At 68.5% G+C, this 18742-nt stretch carries 16 protein-coding genes; 14 read left to right on the top strand and 2 right to left on the bottom strand.

The features are described 5' to 3' along the window. The 11 genes from JMF86_RS24225 to JMF86_RS24175 form a co-directional block, all read left to right on the top strand. The coding region (locus tag JMF86_RS24225; RefSeq protein WP_201317163.1) for a pyridoxamine 5'-phosphate oxidase family protein at nt 1-1769 on the top strand (1769 nt) is incomplete at its 5' end. 120 nt (nt 1770-1889) lie between these two features. Further along, nucleotides 1890-2093 carry a DUF2970 domain-containing protein gene (locus JMF86_RS24220; RefSeq protein WP_006486164.1) on the top strand — a complete coding sequence of 68 codons (204 nt, stop codon included), beginning with the start codon at nt 1890-1892 and terminating at the stop codon, nt 2091-2093. Between the two features lie 648 nt (nt 2094-2741). Beyond that, nucleotides 2742-4973 carry a TonB-dependent siderophore receptor gene (locus JMF86_RS24215; RefSeq protein WP_011548328.1) on the top strand — a complete coding sequence of 744 codons (2232 nt, stop codon included), beginning with the start codon at nt 2742-2744 and terminating at the stop codon, nt 4971-4973. Nucleotides 4974-5032: 59 nt separating this feature from the next. Further along, on the top strand, nt 5033-5677 hold the full coding sequence (gene pnuC, locus JMF86_RS24210; protein WP_006479634.1) for a nicotinamide riboside transporter PnuC: 645 nt from the start codon (nt 5033-5035) through the stop codon (nt 5675-5677). A gap of 36 nt (nt 5678-5713) precedes the next feature. Beyond that, the gene (locus JMF86_RS24205) at nt 5714-6904 is read left to right on the top strand and encodes a phosphotransferase enzyme family protein (protein ID WP_011548327.1); all 1191 of its coding nucleotides are present in this window, start codon (nt 5714-5716) and stop codon (nt 6902-6904) included. 243 nt (nt 6905-7147) lie between these two features. Further along, complete coding sequence (locus JMF86_RS24200) at nt 7148-8467, top strand: TolC family protein (RefSeq protein WP_011548326.1); 1320 nt, start codon at nt 7148-7150, stop codon at nt 8465-8467. A gap of 26 nt (nt 8468-8493) precedes the next feature. Then, the gene (locus tag JMF86_RS24195) at nt 8494-9963 is read left to right on the top strand and encodes an efflux RND transporter periplasmic adaptor subunit (protein ID WP_011548325.1); all 1470 of its coding nucleotides are present in this window, start codon (nt 8494-8496) and stop codon (nt 9961-9963) included. Beyond that, complete coding sequence (locus JMF86_RS24190) at nt 9956-10099, top strand: hypothetical protein (protein ID WP_155295626.1); 144 nt, start codon at nt 9956-9958, stop codon at nt 10097-10099. The genes JMF86_RS24195 and JMF86_RS24190 overlap by 8 nt, the downstream gene beginning before the upstream one ends. Continuing rightward, nucleotides 10092-13304, top strand: a complete 3213-nt coding sequence (locus JMF86_RS24185) for an efflux RND transporter permease subunit (RefSeq protein ID WP_011548324.1) — start codon at nt 10092-10094, stop codon at nt 13302-13304. The genes JMF86_RS24190 and JMF86_RS24185 overlap by 8 nt, the downstream gene beginning before the upstream one ends. Continuing rightward, a complete protein-coding gene (gene irlR / locus JMF86_RS24180) occupies nt 13304-13987 on the top strand; it encodes a heavy metal response regulator transcription factor IrlR (RefSeq protein ID WP_006490455.1) in 684 nt (227 codons plus the stop codon). Before JMF86_RS24185 ends, irlR begins: the two co-directional genes overlap by 1 nt. Next, complete coding sequence (locus JMF86_RS24175; RefSeq protein ID WP_011548322.1) at nt 13984-15408, top strand: heavy metal sensor histidine kinase; 1425 nt, start codon at nt 13984-13986, stop codon at nt 15406-15408. The genes irlR and JMF86_RS24175 overlap by 4 nt, the downstream gene beginning before the upstream one ends. Before the next feature lie 79 nt (nt 15409-15487). Here JMF86_RS24175 and JMF86_RS24170 read toward each other — a convergent pair whose 3' ends face one another. Further along, on the bottom strand, nt 15488-15775 hold the full coding sequence (locus tag JMF86_RS24170; protein WP_011548321.1) for a DUF4148 domain-containing protein: 288 nt from the start codon (nt 15773-15775) through the stop codon (nt 15488-15490). 206 nt (nt 15776-15981) lie between these two features. Here JMF86_RS24170 and JMF86_RS24165 point away from each other — a divergent pair, with 206 nt between their 5' ends. Then, entirely contained in the window at nt 15982-16308 is a 327-nt protein-coding gene (locus JMF86_RS24165) for a hypothetical protein (protein WP_011548320.1), read from the top strand. 200 nt (nt 16309-16508) lie between these two features. On the opposite strand, the gene JMF86_RS24160 is transcribed toward JMF86_RS24165, so the two are convergent. Next, nucleotides 16509-17669: a porin gene (locus JMF86_RS24160; protein ID WP_011548319.1), complete on the bottom strand. Its 1161-nt coding sequence runs from the start codon at nt 17667-17669 to the stop codon at nt 16509-16511. Nucleotides 17670-17984: 315 nt separating this feature from the next. Between JMF86_RS24160 and JMF86_RS24155 the strand changes: the two genes are divergently transcribed. Together JMF86_RS24155 and JMF86_RS24150 are read left to right on the top strand one after the other, a co-directional pair. Further along, complete coding sequence (locus tag JMF86_RS24155; protein WP_011548318.1) at nt 17985-18260, top strand: DUF4148 domain-containing protein; 276 nt, start codon at nt 17985-17987, stop codon at nt 18258-18260. A 61-nt stretch (nt 18261-18321) separates the two neighbouring features. Then, on the top strand, nt 18322-18742 hold a 421-nt coding region (locus JMF86_RS24150; RefSeq protein ID WP_201317162.1), incomplete at its 3' end, for a hypothetical protein.

The raw sequence follows: 18742 nt of genomic DNA, 5'->3' as shown, positions 1-18742 counted from the left end.
TGGCCGGCGCGCGGCAGGCGGGCGCGCCGCTCGGCGGCCTCGGAATCGAATTCGATACGCGGCGGCGCAATCGCGTGAATGGCGTCGTGCGCGCGGTCGACGGCGATGCGCTGACGATCGCGGTCGAGCAGAGCTTCGGCAATTGCGCGAAGTACATCCAGGGTCGCAAGCCGACCTTCGTCGCGCGGGACGTCGAGGCGTCTGTCGCGCCGGACGTGTCGGACGCGCTGAGCGGTGCGGATCGCGCGCTGCTCGCGCAGGCCGACACGTTCTTCGTCGCGAGCGCGAATACGTCGGCGGAGGCGGGCGCGGCGCGCGGCGCGGACGTGTCGCATCGCGGCGGGATGCCGGGCTTCGTGCGCGTCGACGATGCGCGTACGTTGACGACGCCCGATTTCAGCGGCAACCGGTTCTTCAACACGCTCGGCAACCTGCAGCACGATCCGCGCGCGGGGCTGCTGTTCATCGATTTCGACAGCGGCGATGTGCTGTATGTCGCCGCGCGCGCGGAGATCGTGTGGGACGGGCCGGACGTCGCGTCGTTCGACGGCGCGCAGCGCGTCGTGCGGTTTCATGTGCGGGAAGTGCGGCGCGTGCGTGCGGTGCTGCCGTTCCGGTGGTCGGCGGTCGAGCGCGCGCCGCAGTTCGCCGCGATGGCGGCGGCGGCGACGGCGACGGCGTTGGGCAGAGCGGCGGCAACGGCCGGACCCGCGCCGTCCGCGGTCGCGCCGTCACCGGCGCCCGCATGGCGGTCGCTGCGCATCGCGAAGATCGTCGACGAAGCCCGCGCGATCCGGTCGTTTCATTTCGAACCGGCGGATGGCGGTGCATTGCCCGCGTACGAAGCGGGTCAGCATCTGACGCTGCGCATCGCGCTGCCGGGCAGCGACGCGCCCGCGATTCGCAGCTATACGCTGTCCGATGCACCGGGCGGCACGCAGTACCGGATCACCGTGAAGCGTGAAGGGCGCGTATCGGCGTGGCTGCACGATCACGCGCAGGCCGGCATGACGCTCGACGCGCAGATGCCGCGCGGCCGCTTCACGTTCGATCTCGCGAGCCCGCGGCCGGCCGTGCTCGTGTCGGCTGGCATCGGCATCACGCCGATGATCGCGATGCTGCGCCGGGCACTGGCCGACGACACGCCGTCGCGCCGTATCGTGTTCGTGCATGGCGCACGCGAAGCCGCCGATCGGCCGTTCGCGGCCGAACTGGCGCGCCTCGCGGCCGCCGATGCCCGCCTGTCGCTTCACTGGTTCGACAGTCGTCCTCAAGAAAGCACGGTGGCGCAGGCCGGCCGCATCGACATCGGGCAACTGAAGCGGGTGCTGTCGTTCGACGACTACGATTTCTATCTGTGCGGGCCGGCGGCCTTCATGCGCGACCTGTACGACGGGCTGCGCGCGCTGAACGTGCCGGACGAGCGCATCCGTTTCGAGGCGTTCGGGCCGTCGAGCGTCTCGCGCAGTGCGACCCGCGCGGCTGCCGCGCCTGCGGCGGCAAGCGTGCCGGTCGTGTTCCGGCGCACGGGGCGCGACGCCGCATGGACGCCCGCCGACGGCACGCTGCTCGAATTCGCGGAAGGGCAGCGCGTGGCCGTGCCGTCCGAATGCCGCGCCGGTTCGTGCGGCACGTGCGCGACGCGCGTGCTGTCCGGCGCGGTGGAATACGAGCAAACGCCCGATGCGCCGGTCGAGCCCGGCTGCGCGCTGCTGTGCGTCGCGCGGCCCGCGCAAGGCGCGACGCAGCCGCTCGTGCTCGACCGCTGACGCGCGTGCGACATGCCGCCGCAGAGGGCCTGCTGCGCGAAAACCGTGCGCAACTGCTTCTTTTTTCGGATGCCGTCCGGATCGACGATAGCGTCAACCGATTCGATAAAGGAGCCCATCATGAAACTGCTCGGCATGGTCCGCCTGGTCCTGTGGAGTTTCTTCGGCGTGCGCAACAGCAAGGCGCACGCGACCGATCTCGCGAACGCCAACTTCACGCTGCTGCCGTTCGTCGCGATCCTGCTTGCGCTGCTGGTCGGCGCGGTCATTTACGGTGTCGTGCATCTGGTCGTCGATCCGACCGTGACGATGCAGGGGTTCTGAGCGAACGGCTGATGAACCGGTCGCGGGTCGCCATTCTCGCTCCGGTTCAAGGTCGCCCGACCGGCGGAGGATGACGCTGGTATCGGCGGCCGGCACGCACGACGCGCATCGCGACCGAATCGCGGCCGTTGCCGCCGGCGCCGCCGTTATCGCGCCGCTCAAACCGTCTGTCCTCGTTCCCGTTTCCCCCCGTCCTTCGTTCCGCCGGATTCCGCGGCCCTTCGCCGCGCCCGGGGTAAAATGCGCGCCACGCCGCGATGTCGCGCGCCGGGCAGGCCGCCGTTCCGATGAACGGCCGGCGTCAGTGCCCGCCGCCCGCACCGGGGCGTTCGAAGCGTCCCCCGCATGACACGACCGCGCGAGGCAGCCGGCCGGCCGACAGGCACCCGACGAGCCCGTCGGCCGCTGCGTCGGTTTCCGGCGCGTCATCCGAATCCGATGTCCCATCCTGCGTTGTTCCGACCGGTCGGCCGCTTGCACGCCGCAGGTTCCGGTTCGTCTGATGAATATCGTGTCGACGCACGTGTCCGGTGACGGGCGCGGCGGCATTCGCGGGCGCACGCTTTGCAGCTTCGTAACGGGTTTGGGGTTTGGGGTTTGGGGTTTCGGGTTTCGACAGGTCGAGTGGCGAGTTTTCCATCCAGAACAATGACGGTGAATAGAACAACAGCGGCGCCCGCACGGCGGCGGCGCGCGAAGGTCGGGCTCGGTGTCGGTCTCGGCGTCACGCTTTTCGCGGCGCAGGCTGCCGTGGCCCAGGGCGACACGCCCGCGCCGGGCACCGAAGCGGCCGGCAACGCGACGTTGCCCGCGATCACGGTGAGCGGCGAGCGCGGCCAGCCGCTACGCGCGCGCGAAGCGTCGGTGGCCGGGCTCGACGACGCGCCGCTGCGCGACACGCCGGCATCGGTGAACGTGATCACGCGTGCGCTGATCGACGATCAGCAGGCGAAGCGGCTGAGCGACGTCGTGCGCAACGATGCGTCGGTCGTCAACGACTATGCGCCGGTTGGCTATTTCGAAGGCTTCGCGATCCGCGGCTTTCCGGTCGATCTCGCGAGCGCGATTCGGATCGACGGGCTGACGGTGTCCGGCGAGCAGAACGTGCCGCTCGAGAACAAGGAGCGCGTCGAGATCCTGAAAGGGCTCGCGGGCATCGACAGCGGCGTCGTCGCACCGGGCGGCGTGATCAACTTCGTGACCAAGCGTTCCGCGAACGTCGCGAGCGTGACGGGCGGCGTCGACAGCCGCGGCTCGACGTCGGCGGCCATCGATCTCGGCCGCCGCTTCGGCCCCGATCATCAGTTCGGGTTCCGGATCAATGCGGCGAAGGAGAACATGCACTCCTATATCGACGGCACGAACGGGCGGCGCACGTTCGGCTCGATCGCCGCCGACTGGGATATCAGCCCGCGCGCGAGCCTGCAGCTCAATGCCGAATTCCAGCAGTGGATCCAGCGTTCCGCGCCCGGCTACCAGTTGCTCGGCGGCACGGTCGTGCCGTCGGTCAAGACGACGTCGAAGGCGCTCGGCACGCAGCCGTGGGCGAAACCCGTGACGACCGATGCGCTGAACCTGAACGCGCGTTTCGACTACCAGTTCAACGACGACTGGAAGGCGTACGTCGCCGTGGGCCGTAGCCGCACGATGATCGACGACAACAGCGCGTTCGCGTACGGCTGCTCGTATGCGGCGAGCTGCGCGGCCGGCGCGACGTCGCCGTTCTTCTTCGGCGCGAACGGCGACTACGACGTGTACGACTTCCGCAGCCCCGGCGAATACCGACGCAACGACGATCTGCGCGCGGTCACGACCGGCAAGTTCGCGACGGGGCCACTGCGGCACGAGCTGACGCTCGGCGTGAGCGTGCAGCGCCGCGTCGTGCACATGGCCGACGCCGTGTACGACTACGTGGGCAGCGAGAATATCTACGGGCCCGACCTGACCTTTCCGCCGTCGCCGAATTCACCGGGGCCGTCGTATCCGCGCCTCGACGCGTGGCAGTACGGCGTGTTCGGGCTCGACCGCATCAGTATCGGCGAACACTGGCAAGTGCTCGCGGGCGGCAAGGAAGTGCTGCTGCGCCAGCGCAGCTGGAGCAGCCTCGACGGCGAGACGACGCATACCGACCGCTCGGTGTTCCTGCCGCAGGTCGCGCTCGTCTACAAGCCGGTGAACGTCCTGTCGCTGTATGCGTCGTACAGCAAGGCGCTGTCGCTCGGCGACCAGGCGCCCGTGCGCGCGACCAACGCATATGCGTTCCTGCCGCCCGTCGAATCGCACCAGATCGAAGTCGGCGCGAAATACGACTGGCTCGATCGGCTGAGCCTCACGGCCGCCGTGTTCTCGATCAGCAAGCCGTTCCAGTTCGCTGACCCGGATGCGTCGGGCACGAGCTACACGTTCGTGCAGCGCGGCACTCAGCGGCACCAGGGGATCGAACTCGGCGCGGCCGGGCGTGTGACCGAGCGGCTGGGCCTGACGGCCAGCGTCGCGGCGATTCGCGCCCGCGCGGTCGATTCGGGGTCGCCGGCCTACGAAGGGCACCAGATCATCAACGTGCCCGCGCTGCGCGCGTCGCTGTATGCGGACTACGCGGTGCCGGGCGTCGCGGGCCTGAACGTGCTCGGCGGCGTGGAATACAGCGCGGCGCGCAACGCGAACGAGGAGGGCACCGCGCGCGTGCCGTCGTGGTTCGTGTTCAATCTGGGCGCGCGTTATACGACCAAGATCGGCGGTCATCGCACGGTGTTGCGCGTGTCGGTGGACAATCTGTTCAACAAGTTCTACTGGCGCGACGCAGGCGAGCAGCAGGGCGATGCGTACCTGTTCCCCGGTGCGCCGCGCACCGCGCGTGTATCGTTGACCTATGATTTCTGACCGACCGGGTTCGGCCGCGTGACGCGCGGCCGCGGCAGCTCATCAGGAGAGCACAGACGATGTCCCCACTCGAAATCGCCGGCGTGATCGTCAGCGCGCTCGCAATTTGGTTGACGGCGAAACGGCGCATGCTGTGCTGGCCGGTCGGCCTCGCGTCGGTCGCGCTGTACGGCTGGATCTTCTTCGACGCGAAGCTGTACTCGGACATGCTGCTGCAGGGCGCCTTCGCGGTGCTCCAGGTGTACGGCTGGCAGCGCTGGCTCGCGCAGCGCGCGAGCGAGGCCGACGGTAGTGCCGACGGCGGGGCTGCGCCAGCCGGCGACGTCGCGCCCGTGACCGGCGTGCGGCCGCTCAGGATGCTGCCCGACCTGATCGCGGCGGTCATCGGCAGTGCGCTGCTCGGCGGGATGATGGCGCGCTGGACCGATGCGGCGCTGCCGTTCGTCGACGCGTCGCTGACCGCGTTCAGCCTCGTCGCCCAATACTGGACCGCGCGGCGCTACATCGCGTCGTGGGGGCTGTGGATCGTCGTGAACGTCGTGTACGTCGGGATGTTCGTGTTCAAGGAACTGTATCTGACGGCCGGGCTCTATGCGCTATTCATCGGGCTGGCCGTCGTCGGCTGGCGCGACTGGAGCCGCACGGCCGCCGCATTGCGCGCGGCCGCGGGCGGCCCGCTCGCATCGGGCGGCGGCGCGCGCTGATCCGCGCACGGATTCAACCACGGAGCAACGTCGTTCATGTCATTCCCCCTCGAGCCGGACGGCCCTCTGTCGCGCGACGTCGCCCCGCCGCAATTCGGCGTGGACGGCGAGCAGGCCGAACGCGACTGGCCGCTGATCACGCACGACGAAGTGGCAGCCGTGCTCGCGCGGATCGACGGCGCGGGCGAGCCGGTGCGGCTGACGTGGCACAGCCCGCGGCAGTTCGCGGCAGCGGTACTGGTGCGGATGGCGGACGGGCGCGGGTTGTTCGTCAAGCGTCATCACGCGAGCCTGCGCGATGTCGCGGGGCTGGAGGAAGAGCATCGCTTCATCGCGCATTTGCGTGAGCGCGGCGTGCCGGTGGTGGACGTGCTGGCCGATCGCAACGGTGCGACCGCGTTTGCGTCCGGCGAGTGGACTTACGAGGTGCACGTGCTGGCGCCCGGCGTCGATCCGTATCGCGGTGTGATGTCGTGGCAGCCGTTCACGCATCCGTCGCATGCGTATGCGGCTGGCCGCGCGCTGGCCGAACTGCATCGCGCGTCGGCCGGCTACGATGCGCCCGCGCGCCCCGTGCGCACGCTGCTGTCGAGTTTCCGGGTGCTGTCGTCCACCGATCTGGCGGGCGCGCTCGAACGCTGGGTCGACGCGCAGCCGCTGCTGGTGCGCGCGCTCGGCTCGCGCGACTGGCGCGGCGACGTGGCCGACGCGATCGGCCCGTATCACGCGCGCCTCGTGCCGCTGTTGCCTGCGTTAGCGCCGCTGTGGACGCACGGCGACTGGCACGCGTCGAACCTGCTGTGGACCGATGCGGGGCCCGGCGCGCAGGTGCGCACCGTGCTCGATTTCGGCTTGTCGGACCGCACCTGCGCGGTGATGGATCTCGCGCTCGCGATCGAGCGCAATACCGTCGACTGGATGGCGCCGGCCGATGCACGGCGCGTGGAATACGACCAGATCGACGCGCTGCTCGACGGCTACGAATCGCTCGAACCGTTGAGCGACGACGCGTATGCGGCGCTGGTCGCGCTTTTGCCGATCGTGCATACGGAGTTCGCGCTGTCGGAAGTCGCGTATTTCGGCTGCATCATCGATGCGCCGGCGATCGTCGACATCGCGTACGACGGTTACCTGATCGGGCATGCGCGGTGGTTCGGCGAACGCGACGGGCGGCAGTTGCTCGATTGGCTCGAGCAGCGGCGGCGCGAGAAGCAACGCATCACCTGATTCACGTGCGGGGCCGTACGGCCTGCGCGTGTCAAATCTCCGAACCTCTGCATTCTTTCGTGCGGCCATCGCGCCGCGCGCTCACTGAATCTTCCTGATCGTCGAAAGGGGATGCCGTCCCCACAGGGCACCGCACGTCTGCGTACGGCTACGCCCAACATGACGGAAATATCATCTTCGCCTCATGTTCGCACTGCGGCCGGTCCGTAGCATCGGTCGCGAACCGTTACCGCAGAACCGAACATGCTCAAGCTCAACCTCAACCTCGTCGCGGCCATCGTCTTCGTGATGGTCGCGACGGCTCATGCGCAGCCATTGCTGACGCCGGGCCCGGGCGCCGCTGCCGCCAGCAGCGCGACGCCGATCGGCGCTCCCCCATCCGATACGCTCCCCGCGTCGTCATTGACGCTCTCCGATGCGCTCGCGGTCGCGGCGCGGAACAATCCGGCGCTGCGCGGCGCACGCGCGGATGTCGATGCGTCGGCCGGCGCGCTGATGCAGGCCGGCGCGCGGCCCAATCCTGAGGTGTCGTTCCTGCAGGAGGGCTTCAGCCGCGCCGAACGCACGTCGACCGCATTGATCAACCAGACCATCGAACTGGGCGGCAAGCGCCGCGCGCGGCTCGACGTGGCGTCGTACGGCCGCGAGGCGGCCAACGCGTCGCTCGACGAGCAGGGCGCGGCCGTGCGTGCCGACGTGATCGCCGCGTTCTACGGGCTGCTCGCCGCGCAGCGCCAGCTTCAGGTGACCGAGGAATCGGCCGCGATCGCGGCGCGCTCGGCGGATCTCGCGGGGCGTCGCGCGCAGGCCGGCAAGGTGTCGCCGGTCGAGGCGACCAAGGCGCAGGTGGCGGCGGCCGGCGTGCAGATCGAAGTCGTGACCGCGCGTGGCCGTGTCGAGGTCGCGCGCGAAAAGCTGAACGCGGTGATGGGCGAAGCGCGCGATGACCGCCTCGCGGTGCGCGGCGACCTGGAAACCGTGCCGCCGGTCGAGCCGCTGTCCGCGCTGACCGTGCAACTCGACGACGCGCCGCTCGCGCGGGTCGCGCGTGCCGAGATGCTGCGCTCGAACGCAGCCGTGTCGCTGGAGCGCGCGCGGCGCATTCCGGACGTGACGGTCAGTGCAGGCTTCAAGCGCGTGACCACGGGCGGCGTGCCCGAGAACCAGGCCGTGGTCGGCGTATCGATCCCGATTCCGCTGTTCAACACGAACAAGGGTGCGCTGCTCGAGGCGACGCACAAGGCCGAGCGCGCAAACGCCGATCTCGATCGCGAGCGCACGCGCCTGCGGCTGGAACTGACGCAGGCATACGCGAATTTCGAGGCCGCGGAGCAGGAAGCGCAGCGGCTGAAGGTCGACATCCTGCCGGCCGCGCGTCTCGCGCTCGATGCGATGTCGCGCGGCTACGAACTCGGGAAGTTCAGCTTCCTCGATGTGCTCGACGCGCAGCGCACGCTGTTCCAGGGGCAATCGCAATACGTGCGTGCGCTCGCCGGCGCCCATGCGGCCCGCGCCGATATCGGCCGGCTCGTCGGCACGCCGCTCGCGGCCGTCGCGCAATGAGCGCTCCTCTTACCTGAAGGATCATCATGTCACGCAGCAGAATCTTCGTTATTGCGGCGGCCGTGCTCGGCGGCGCAGGGATCGTGATCGGCGCGCTCGCCGTCACGCGGGGCGGCAGCAGCGCATCGGCGCCGCCGGCCGCCGATGCCGCGCAGCCGGCCGAGGGCGCCGGTGCGCGCGGCGGTGTCGTGCTGAAGCGCGGCAAGCTGTCCGTCGAGATCGTGATGACGGAAAAGCCGGGCGACGCGCGGCTCGTCGTCTATCCGTTCGTCGACGGCAAGCCGGTGGACAAGGGCGTGACCGTGTCCGGCACGCTGGTGCGGTACGACCGCACGCACGAGCCGTTGCGATTCGACGCGGCCGGCCAGAAGTTCGTGTCCGCGCAGCCGATCGCGAAGCCGCACGTGTTCGATGCGACGATCGACGTAAAGGCCGGCAACGACGCCGCGTCGTTCCCGTTCGCGCGCGCCGACGGCGCGATCGCGCTGACCGACGCGCAACTGGCGACGTCGAAGATCGCGCTCGCGAAAGCCGGCCCCGCACAGATCGCGACGCCGTTCCAGCTTCCCGGCGAAATCAAGTTCAACGAGGATCGCACCGCGCACGTGGTGCCGCGCGTGGCCGGCATCGTCGAGCAGGTGTCGGTATCGCTCGGCCAGAACGTCGCGAAAGGGCAGGTGCTCGCCGTGATCGCGAGCACCGATCTGGCCGACCGCCGCAGCGAGCTGCTGACGGCCGAGCGCCGGCTGTCGGGTGCGCGCGCAACCTACGAACGCGAACGCACGCTGTGGAAGGAGCGCATTTCGGCCGAGCAGGATTACCAGCAGGCGCAGGTGCAGTTGCGCGAGGCCGAGATCGCCGTGCAGAACGCGCGGCAGAAGCTCGCCGCGCTGAATGCGCCGGTCGGCGCGGGCGCGCTGAACCGTTATGAACTGCGCGCGCCGTTCGCGGGCACGATCGTCGAGAAGCATGCGACGCCCGGCGAGGCGATTGCCGCCGACGCGAGCATGTTCGTGATCTCCGACCTGTCGACCGTGTGGGCCGAGATGGCGGTGCCCGCGCAGCGGCTCAACGACGTGCGCGTCGGTCGCGATGCCACGGTGAGCGCGACCGCGTTCGAATCGCGTTCGAGCGGCCCGATCGCGTACGTGGGGTCGCTGCTCGGCGAGCAGACGCGCACCGCGCCGGCGCGCGTCGTGCTGCCGAACCCGGATCGCGTGTGGCGCCCGGGAATGTTCGTGAACGTGTCGGTCGACGCGGGCAGGCAGGCCGTGCCGCTCGCGGTCGCGAGCGACGCGTTGCAGGACGTCGACGGTGCGCCGTCGGTGTTCGTGCGCTCGCCGAAGGGCTTCGTCGCGCAGGCGGTCGAAACCGGGCGGCGCGACGAACGCGCGACCGAGGTGCTGAAGGGGCTCAAGCCCGGCCAGGAATACGCGGTGTCGAACAGTTTCGTGCTGAAGGCGGAGCTCGGCAAGGGGAGCGCGGAACATGAATGAGCAGCAATACGCGTGCGCCGTGGCGCGACTGGCGGCCCGCTATGCGGCCTGCTTTCCGGTCGGCCGGGTGACCGGCCGCGCAGCCCGTCCGGTGCGGCCGACCGTGCCCCGTTTCAAGGAATCCCGACATGTTTGAGCGCCTGATCCGCTTTGCGATTGCGCATCGCTGGCTGGTGATGCTGGCGATCGCGGCCGTGGCCGCGCTCGGCGTGTTCAGCTACCAGCGGCTGCCGATCGACGCGGTGCCCGACATCACGAACGTGCAGGTGCAGATCAACACGTCCGCGCCCGGCTACTCGCCGCTCGAGGCCGAGCAGCGCATCACCTATCCGGTCGAGACCGTGATGGCCGGGCTGCCGGGGCTGGAGCAGACGCGCTCGATCTCGCGCTACGGGCTGTCGCAGGTCACCGTGATCTTCAAGGACGGCACCGACATCTACTTCGCGCGGCAGCTCGTCAACGAGCGCATCCAGGAAGCGAAGGACAAGCTGCCGCCCGGCATCGCGCCCGCGATGGGGCCGACGTCGACCGGCCTCGGCGAGATCTACCTGTGGACCGTCGAGGCCGACGCCAACGCGCGCAAGCCCGACGGCACGCGCTATACGGCGGCCGACCTGCGCGAGCTGCAGGACTGGGTCGTGCGGCCGCAACTGCGCAACGTGCGCGGCGTGACCGAGGTCAACTCGATCGGCGGCTACGTGAAGGAATACCGCGTCGCGCCGAATCCGGCGAAGCTGATGTCGTACGGGCTGACGCTTGCCGACGTCGTGCGCGCGCTGGAGCGCAACAACGACAACGTCGGCGCCGGCTACATCGAAAAGCGCGGCGAGCAGTATCTGGTGCGCGTGCCGGGCCAGGCGCGCACCGTCGACGACATCGCGAACATCGTGCTGACCAACGTGGGCGGCGTGCCGGTGCGGATGAAGGACGTCGGCGTGGTCGACATCGGCCGCGAACTGCGCACCGGCGCCGCGACGTCGAACGGCGAGGAAGTCGTGCTCGGCACGGTCTTCATGCTGATGGGCGAGAACAGCCGGACGGTGTCGAAGGCCGTCGCCGCGAAGATGGAGGACGTGAACCGCACGCTGCCGGCCGGCGTGAAGGCGATTCCGGTGTACGACCGCACGGTGCTGGTCGAGAAGGCCGTCGCCACCGTGAAGAAGAACCTGCTCGAAGGCGCGGTGCTCGTGATCGCCGTGCTGTTCCTGTTTCTCGGCAACATCCGCGCGGCGCTGATCACCGCGCTCGTGATCCCGCTGTCGATGCTGATGACCTTCACCGGCATGGTCAACGCGAAGGTGAGCGCGAACCTGATGAGCCTCGGCGCGCTCGACTTCGGGATCATCGTCGACGGCGCGGTGGTGATCGTCGAGAACTGCGTGCGGCGGCTCGCGCATGCGCAGTCGGCAGCCGGCCGGCCGCTCACGCGCGACGAGCGCTTTGCCGAAGTGTTCGGCGCATCGCAGGAGGCGCGCCGAGCGCTGATCTTCGGGCAACTGATCATCATGGTCGTGTACCTGCCGATCTTTGCGCTGACCGGCGTCGAAGGCAAGATGTTCCACCCGATGGCGATCACCGTCGTAATGGCGCTCGCCGCCGCGATGGTGCTGACCGTCACGTTCATTCCGGCGGCCGTCGCGTTGTTCATCGGCGAGCGGGTCGAGGAGAAGGAGAACCGGTTGATGGGCTGGGCGCGGCGAGCGTACGAACCGGTGCTCGCCGCGTTCATGACGCGTCCGGCGCGCGTGATGATCGGGGCGGGCGCGATCGTGCTGGTCACGCTAGGGCTCGCGACGCGGCTCGGCAGCGAGTTCATTCCGAGCCTCAACGAGGGCGATCTTGCCGTGTCCGCGCTGCGGATTCCCGGCACGAGCCTGTCGCAGTCGGTCGAGATGCAGAAGTCGATCGAGAAGACGCTGAAGGCGCGCTTCCCCGAGATCGAGCGCGTGTTCGCGCGCACCGGGACGGCCGAGATCGCGGCCGACCCGATGCCGCCGAACCTGTCGGACGGCTACATCATGCTGAAGCCGGCCGACACGTGGCCCGACCCGAAGAAGCCGCGCGACCAGCTCGTGCGGGAGATCGAGGAAGCGCTCGCCGAGCTGCCGGGCAACGCGTACGAGTTCTCGCAGCCGATCCAGCTGCGCTTCAACGAACTGATCTCGGGCGTGCGCAGCGACGTCGCCGTGAAGATCTTCGGCGACGACATGGCCGTGCTGAACCAGACCGGCGAGCAGATCGCGGCCGCGTTGCAGAAGGTGCCGGGCGCGTCGGAGGTGAAGGTCGAGCAGACCACGGGCCTGCCGGTGCTGACCGTCAACCTCGACCGCGACAAGCTCGCGCGCTACGGCGTGAGCGTCGCCGATCTCCAGGATTCGGTGGCCGCGGCCGTCGGCGGGCAGAAGGCCGGCACGCTGTTCCAGGGCGACCGCCGCTTCGACATTGTCGTGCGGCTGCCCGACGAACTGCGCTCCGACATCGAGGCGATCAAGCGGCTGCCGATCGCGCTGCCCGCGCCGGCCGCCGGCGCCAGCGCGCCGCTCGCGGCGGCGCCGTACGTGCCGCTCGCGGAGCTCGCGACGATCGACGTGGCCCCCGGCCCGAACCAGATCAGCCGCGAGGACGGCAAGCGGCGGGTGGTCGTCAGCGCGAACGTGCGCGGCCGCGACGTCGGTTCGTTCGTCGCCGATGCGCGCGAGCAGTTGCAGCAGGACGTGCGCGTGCCGGCCGGGTACTGGGTGTCGTGGGGCGGGCAGTTCGAGCAGTTGCAAAGCGCGAGCGAGCGCCTGAAGCTCGTCGTGCCGCTCGCGCTGTTCATGGTGTTCGTGCTGCTGTTCGTGATGTTCAACAACGTGAAGGACGGGCTGCTGGTGTTTACCGGCATTCCGTTCGCGCTGAGCGGCGGCGTCGTGTCGCTGTGGCTGCGCGGGATTCCGCTGTCGATCACGGCGGCGGTCGGCTTCATCGCGCTGTCCGGCGTGGCCGTGCTCAATGGTCTCGTGATGATCTCGTTCATCCGTAACCTGCGCGACGAAGGCATGCCGCTCGATGCCGCGGTGCACGACGGCGCGCTCACGCGGCTGCGGCCCGTGCTGATGACCGCGCTGGTCGCGTCGCTCGGCTTCCTGCCGATGGCGTTCGCGACCGGCACCGGCGCCGAGGTGCAGCGCCCGCTCGCGACGGTCGTGATCGGCGGTATCCTGTCGTCCACGGCGCTGACGCTGCTGGTGCTGCCGGTGCTGTACCGGGTCAGCCATGCGGTGTCGTGGCGCGCGGCGTTGCGCGGCGGCTTCGGCGCGGGCGTGCTGCGCCGACTGGGTTTTTTCAAGGGTAATGCGTGATGCGAATTCTGATTGTCGAGGATGAACCGAAAACGGGCGCGTATCTGCGCAAGGGTCTGACCGAGGCCGGCTACGTTGTCGACTGGGTCGAGGACGGCATCACGGGCCAGCACCAGGCAGAAACGGAGGAGTACGACCTGCTCGTGCTCGACGTGATGCTGCCCGGGCAGGACGGCTGGACGCTGCTGCAGAACCTGCGGCGCAGCAAATCGACGCCCGTGCTGTTCCTCACTGCCCGTGACGACGTCGGCGATCGCGTGAAGGGGCTCGAACTCGGCGCGGACGACTATCTCGCGAAGCCGTTCGACTTCGTCGAGCTGACCGCGCGCATCAAGTCGATTCTGCGGCGCGGCCAGCCGCGCGATTCGAACACGCTGCGCGTGGCCGATCTCGAACTTGACCTGACCCGCCGCAAGGCCACGCGGCAGGGCGACACGATCCTGCTGACCGCGAAGGAGTTCGCGCTGCTGTGGCTGCTGATGCGTCGCGAAGGGGAGATCCTGCCGCGCGCGACGATCGCGTCGCAGGTGTGGGACATGAACTTCAACAGCGACACGAACGTCGTCGATTCGGCGATCCGCCGGCTGCGCTCGAAGATCGACGACGCGTACGAACCGAAGCTGATCCATACGGTGCGCGGCATGGGCTACGTGCTCGAAGCGCGCGGCGGCGCGGCCGCATGATCGCGCGCCTGCTGCCGCGGACGCTGCGCGGCCGGCTGACCGCGCTGATTATCCTGTCGACGTCGGTGATCCTCGCGTCGAGCGGCGTCGCATTGTACGAAGCGCTGAGCAACCGTGTCGAAACGACGGCAGCCGAGCAGATGGCCGGTATTTCCGCCGCATTGGGGGCGCACCTGGCCGAGGCGCGCACGACGGCCGACGTCGCGCGCAACACCGATATCTGGATCGACCAGTTGCACGGTCATCCGAACATGGATCTCGCGATCTTCGATGCCGCCGGTACGCGCCTCGTCGGCACGCCCGGCTTCCGTCCGTACGCGCCGCTGATGTTGACGAACGCCGGGCGCGTGCCGGTCGGCATCGCCCCGCCCGGCGCAAGACACCAGTATCTGCTGACGACCGTGCCGCTCGCCGGCGCGGGTGCGCCGGTGGTGCGCGTCGCCGTGCAGTACGATCGCAGCGCCGACGTGCTGCTGCTGCGCACGCATGCCTATACGATCGTCGTGATCGAGGTGTTCGGCGTGGTGCTTGCGGCCGCGATCGCATACGGCATCGCCGCGCTCGGGCTGAGCCCGCTGCGGCGGTTCGCGGCGCGCGCGGAGCAGATGTCGTCGAGCCGGCTCGCGCATCCGCTGCCGGAACTCGATACGTCCGGCGAGCTGAAGGAGCTCGAGCATGCGTTCAACGGCATGCTCGCGCGGCTGAACGAATCGTTCACGCGCCTGAGCCAGTTCTCGTCGAATCTCGCGCACGACATGCGCACGCCGCTAACGAACCTGCAGGCGGCCGCGCAAGTCGTGCTGTCGCAACCGCGCAGCGCGGACGAATACCGGAGCGTGATCGAGTCGAGCATCGACGAATACCAGCGGCTGTCGCGGATGATCGAGGACATGCTGTTTCTCGCGCGTTCGGAACAGGCCGGCACGTCGATCGGGGTGCGGCGCCTAAATGCGGCGGAGGAGGCGGAGCGGGTGGCCGGCTACTACGAGCCGCTGGCGGAAGACGAAGGCGTGACCGTGAAGGTCGACGGCCACGCATGGGTCGATGCGGACCTGACGCTGTATCAGCGCGCGTTGAGCAACCTGCTGTCGAATGCGTTAACTTATGCGCCGCGCGGCAGCGTCGTGACGATCGATTGCGTCGAGCAGGGCGGTGCGACGACGATCGCCGTGTCCGACACGGGGCCCGGCATTGCCGCCGAGCATGTCGGGCGGATTTTCGAGCGCTTTTATCGCGTCGATCCGTCGCGGCACAATTCGGCGTCGGGCACGGGGCTCGGCCTCGCGATCGTCCGGTCGATCATGGACAATCACGGCGGCGAATGCGGCGTCGACAGCGAGCCGGGCCGCCGCACGACTTTCTGGCTGCGCTTTCCGCGACGGCCGGCCGAACCGGGACGGCCGGCCGCCATCGGCACCTGACAGCGCGGGCGGGAACGCCCGCGCGTTCGCCGCGAGGCGGCCGCGCGCGGTGCGCGGCCCGCGGCCATGTGGCCCGCCATCATTGCTTCGCGGTCAGGTTGTCGTGGTTGTCGGTCTGCGGCTTCTTCTCGCCGCCATGCACCGAAATCCCGTGAAGCTCCTTGTTGCGCGCGACGATCTCGCCGGTCGGCGGGTACTGCGTCTTGCTGATCGGCACGACGCCGTCGTGCTGCGCCTGCTTCAGTTCGTTGACCACCTGCGTGCGGGACTTGCCCTGCGTTTGCGTTTGGGCGAACGCGGCCTGCGTGGCCATGCCGAGCGACAGCGTGGCGGTGACGAACAGTGCTGCGAATTTTGCCGTTTTCATCGAGTGCTCTCCTTGATCAGGGCCGCCGGGTGGCGAACCATGGACCCAGTATGCGAAAGCAGCCGTGCGTGATCGTGATCGCGAGATGAAAAATGCGTCAGATTGCGGGGGGCAAGAAGGCGTCATGCGGACTCGGTCGACATGACGCAACCGTCATGTTCGCGTCATGGATGCGATGAGCGGGGAGCGGAACATGAAGCCTGCCGTTGGCCGATGCGCCGGCGGCATTCGTGCCGATCGCGATAGCCGCATCGATCGCGGGCGGCGCCGTTCAGACCTTCATTCCGGACCGAAAATTGCCTCGTCCCGCCATTCGCCTCGCCTTGATCGCAGTCCTGATTGCCCCACTGTTCGCGGGCTGCGCATCGACACGTTCCGACACCACGGCCACTTACGGCGCCGCGCGCAAGCCCGTGCCGGCCGACCTGGCGCCGGGCGAGCAAATCGACTATGCCGGGCATCGCTGCGGCAATCCGAACCTGTACGTGAAAACGCATCCGTGCGTGTACCCGCTGCGCGATTCCGCGCCGTGAGCGTCGGACACGCATAAAAAACGGCCCGGCACTCGAAGAGCCCGGGCCTAACGCGTGATCGTGCCGTGCGGCAGCGACCCGCTGCGTGGACGGGAACGGGCAGGGCCCGATACCGTGCCGATCGTAGCGACGCGACGCATCGCGAACCTGATCGGAACATGACATTTTCGTCACGCAGCGCGCAGGGTCGGCTGCCTCGCTCAGAAGCGGTGGCGCAAACCGAGATTGAGGATGCCCTGCGTGCGCGTGCCGCCGTAGCCGTACGAGCCGATCGACGCCTGCGCCGCCTGCGTGCCGCCGTCGAGCGTGCGCTGTTCGCCGTTCGCGCGTTGCCACGCGCCGACCGCATAGAGATCGGTGCGCTTGGACAGCACGTAGTCGGCGCCGGCGGACACCTGATGGTAGGTCGCGCTCGTATCGCCGCGGGCCTTCGTGTAGCTGTAGCCGACGCCGACGAGCAGGCTCGCGGTTGCCTGATAGTTGAAGAACCCGCGCGCGGTGTCGTATTTCTGCGTGCTGCGAAAGGCCGTCATCGCATCGGCCTTGTACTGCGCATTGCTGTAATCGATACCGATCGTGAACGGCGCGAAGGTGTAGCGCAACGCGCCGCGTGCGATGCCGATCGACTTCGCCGAGAGGTAGCCGCCGTTGACCAGCGACCCGTCGAACGTGCCGTCCGACGTGCCGTTCCAGCCGGTCCGGACGCCGTTCGCGAGCGAGGCGCGGTTGGCCGCATAGTAGTAGCCGCCCGCCGCGTCGAACGGGCCATGGTTGTACGACAGGCCGGCCGACCAGGTTTGGCCGGCGCCGCTCTTGCCGGCCACGCCGCCGAGCGCGTACATGCCGACGAACTGGAAGCCGCCGACCACGGGTGACGTGTACTTCACCGCGTTGTCGGTGCGCGACGACGTGTCGTAGTTGTCGACGTCGCCGGGCGTCGCGTACACGCTGCCGAAGTAGAAATCGCCGGTGATCGGCCACGCGACATCGGCGAGCGCGTCGTACTGGCGGCCGAGCGTGAGTGTTCCCCAGCGAGCGCTTTCCAGCCCGACGAACGCCTGCCGGCCGAACATCCGGTTGCCTTGCCCGAGCGCGCCGGTGTTCGGGTTGAAGCCGTTTTCCAGCGTGAAGATCGCTTTCAGCCCGCCGCCGAGATCTTCCGCGCCTTTCACGCCGAAGCGGTTGCCGAGCAGGTTGCCGTTGCCGAGGCCGACGAGGTTCCTGCCTTGTGCATCGGCATTCCACACAACCGTCAGCGATGTATCGAACAGGCCGTACAGCGTGACTTCCGTTGCATGAGCCGCGTGCGCGGCCGTCAGCAGCGCCCCTGACATCATGACGATTCGAACTGGAGTTTTCATGGTGTGTCCCTGAAGTTCAAGATGAACGTTTCGTGCATCGTTCGATGCAGGCGCCGCGCGTGGCAGCGACGGGCCGGCATATCGCGATTGCGCTGGCGATTCTGGAAAGCGTTCGGATCGTGGAGGTGAGGGACAAATGAGAAAAATGTCATCGCGGTGTCATGCGTGCGGAAACATGCGGTGATTTTCATTCGTACTGCGATGTACAAGAGGCGTGGACGGTGACGAAAACGTCATGAAGCGGTCACGCATCCGCACCGCCGCGGGATCAAAGTGAAGGCTCCTGTCACGGAATTCCAGTAAGGAGCCCACCCCATGAACATTCCGCGTCCGCTGATCGCCATTGCCGCCGCCGCGCTGTCGATTGCCGCCTTCTCGCAGGCTGTGGCCGCGCAGCCGAAGAGCCGCCAGGAAGTGATTCAGGAACTCGTGCGTGCGCGCCACGACGGCGTGATCCCGAGCCCGAATCACGACTATCCGGCGAGCCCGGCCGCCGTCGCGCGCAATCAGGAGATTCATCGCTCGACCGTTCATCGCGGCGAGAAGACGCCGATGGTCGATGCGCACGACAACCGCTTCGCGGTGCTTTGATCGTTCACTTGCGGCGGCCGGCATGACGCCCGCCGGTTGCCTTTACGGAAAGGAGAGCGCGATGCGCCATGTCGCGAAAGGAATCGTACTGGCGGTGTGTCTGATGTCGACGGCCGCGATGGCGGCCGGCTGGCCGGAACGTGCGCTGTCGCACGCGCCGGCGCACGACGTCGGCCGCCGCGCGAACGAGCGGATGCGCTGCGAATTCGCTGCAGTGCCGGCCGGTGCGTGGACCGCGACGTTCGCGCGCGGGCAATGTGAGGTCGACAACGGCCGGTTGACGTTCGTGCCGGCCGATGCGGGCGACGAGAAACGGATCGTGCTCGGCGACGTCCGTACCGCGTCGCATCAATCGCGCAAGCTGAAGGAGCAACTGCAGCTGACGACGCGCGACGAAGTGATCGCGTTGAACGTGCTGACCGACGATGGCAGCCGAAAATCACGCGAACATGCGATCGACCTGTGGGCCGCACTGCGCAACG

Source organism: Burkholderia sp. E168m15 (genome assembly GCF_016586105.1).
Lineage (GTDB): Bacteria > Pseudomonadota > Gammaproteobacteria > Burkholderiales > Burkholderiaceae > Burkholderia > Burkholderia orbicola.
Note: the sequence above shows the minus strand (reverse complement) of the source record. Positions and strands in the feature narration are given on the sequence as shown.

Excerpts from the sequence above, each read along its gene's own strand:
- pnuC (WP_006479634.1), top strand. The coding sequence starts at position 5,033 with ATGTCCCCACTCGAAATCGCCGGCGTGATCGTCAGCGCGCTCGCAATT.
- JMF86_RS24155 (WP_011548318.1), top strand. The coding sequence starts at position 17,985 with ATGAACATTCCGCGTCCGCTGATCGCCATTGCCGCCGCCGCGCTGTCG.
- JMF86_RS24215 (WP_011548328.1), top strand. The coding sequence starts at position 2,742 with ATGACGGTGAATAGAACAACAGCGGCGCCCGCACGGCGGCGGCGCGCG.
- irlR (WP_006490455.1), top strand. The coding sequence starts at position 13,304 with ATGCGAATTCTGATTGTCGAGGATGAACCGAAAACGGGCGCGTATCTG.
- JMF86_RS24205 (WP_011548327.1), top strand. The coding sequence starts at position 5,714 with ATGTCATTCCCCCTCGAGCCGGACGGCCCTCTGTCGCGCGACGTCGCC.
- JMF86_RS24175 (WP_011548322.1), top strand. The coding sequence starts at position 13,984 with ATGATCGCGCGCCTGCTGCCGCGGACGCTGCGCGGCCGGCTGACCGCG.
- JMF86_RS24170 (WP_011548321.1), bottom strand. The coding sequence starts at position 15,775 with ATGAAAACGGCAAAATTCGCAGCACTGTTCGTCACCGCCACGCTGTCG.
- JMF86_RS24185 (WP_011548324.1), top strand. The coding sequence starts at position 10,092 with ATGTTTGAGCGCCTGATCCGCTTTGCGATTGCGCATCGCTGGCTGGTG.
- JMF86_RS24160 (WP_011548319.1), bottom strand. The coding sequence starts at position 17,669 with ATGAAAACTCCAGTTCGAATCGTCATGATGTCAGGGGCGCTGCTGACG.
- JMF86_RS24195 (WP_011548325.1), top strand. The coding sequence starts at position 8,494 with ATGTCACGCAGCAGAATCTTCGTTATTGCGGCGGCCGTGCTCGGCGGC.
- JMF86_RS24190 (WP_155295626.1), top strand. The coding sequence starts at position 9,956 with ATGAATGAGCAGCAATACGCGTGCGCCGTGGCGCGACTGGCGGCCCGC.
- JMF86_RS24200 (WP_011548326.1), top strand. The coding sequence starts at position 7,148 with ATGCTCAAGCTCAACCTCAACCTCGTCGCGGCCATCGTCTTCGTGATG.
- JMF86_RS24220 (WP_006486164.1), top strand. The coding sequence starts at position 1,890 with ATGAAACTGCTCGGCATGGTCCGCCTGGTCCTGTGGAGTTTCTTCGGC.